Below are 1,127 nucleotides of genomic sequence, written 5' to 3'. Positions count from 1 at the left end.
AGATGCTGTAGAGCGGGCTGCCGCGGAACAGCACGACGGGCGCGGTGCGGATCAATGTCTTGACCACCCAGAAGCGGAAGTAGCGCACGCCCCAGATGGGAAACGCCTCCGCCTTCCAGCGGCCGACCAGCACCCATTTGGCGAGGACGGCAAAGCCCGACATGCCGAAGAACACGGCGGCCGAAAGCGCCACGCACCTGATGTACAGCTGCAGCGGATCGTCGAGTGCGTCATACATCCAGTTGAGGCCGCCATTGATCGCCCACAGGGCGCCGTAGCTGTAGAGGCCGTAGAACATCAGCTGTGCGGCCCCGCAGGTCCAATAGGCGAGATTGGAGGCCCGGCGGGTGAGGACGGGCTCGTTGGTGGCCATAGTCATCTCGTCCGCTACGCCGAGATGCAGCGCGAGCCGCGCCACGGTCGGGTGGAGGTAGATGTCGCGCATCGACGCCGTCGCCCATTCCTTCCTGGTGCGCAGGCGGGCGCAGAAATGCGCCATCAGCAGAGAGTTGGCGCCGAGATCGTCGAAGAAATTGTCCTCGACGGACACTTCTTCGAATTTCAATACGTCGGCCAGCGCGTCGGCCAGGAAACGCTCGTCGTCATTGGCGGGCGCGACCATGGCGCGATCGCCCGAAAGCCGCACGCTTGTCGGCTTCGGCAGCTGGCGCAAATCCACCTTGTTGGAAACCGTCATCGGGATGACAGGCAGTTCCTCGAGATAGGAGGGCACCATGTAATCCGGCAGCCGCCGCTTCATCGTCCTGGCGAGGTCGGCGCGCGAGATCGCCTTCTGGCCGGCCTTCGCTGCGAAATAGGCGACGAGTTCGACGCGGCCGGGCTCGATCTCCCAGGTGGTGACGGCGGCCTGGGCGATTTCGGGCTGGTCGAGCAGCACCGCCTCGATCTCGCCGAGCTCGATGCGGTAGCCGCGGATCTTCACCTGGGTGTCGATGCGGCCGTTATACTCGATCTCGCTTTGGTCGTTGATGCGGCCAAGGTCGCCCGTGCGGTAGATGCGCCTGGACGGATTGTTCGGCAGGCCGACGAAATCGGCGATGAATTTCTGTTCGGTCAGGTCAGGCCTGTTGAGATAGCCGACCGCGAGCCCGATGCCGGCAATGCCG

1 protein-coding gene is annotated in these 1,127 nt (G+C 64.2%); it reads right to left on the bottom strand.

The features are described from left to right. A partial coding sequence (locus EOC06_RS37650) for a non-ribosomal peptide synthetase (protein WP_164899012.1) occupies positions 1 to 1,127 on the bottom strand: 1,127 nt, incomplete at both ends.

This window comes from Mesorhizobium sp. M7A.F.Ca.MR.362.00.0.0 (assembly GCF_004023175.1).
Classification (GTDB): Bacteria; Pseudomonadota; Alphaproteobacteria; order Rhizobiales; family Rhizobiaceae; genus Mesorhizobium.
The sequence above is the reverse complement of the archived record's forward strand: the minus strand, read 5'-3'. Positions and strand labels throughout refer to the sequence as shown.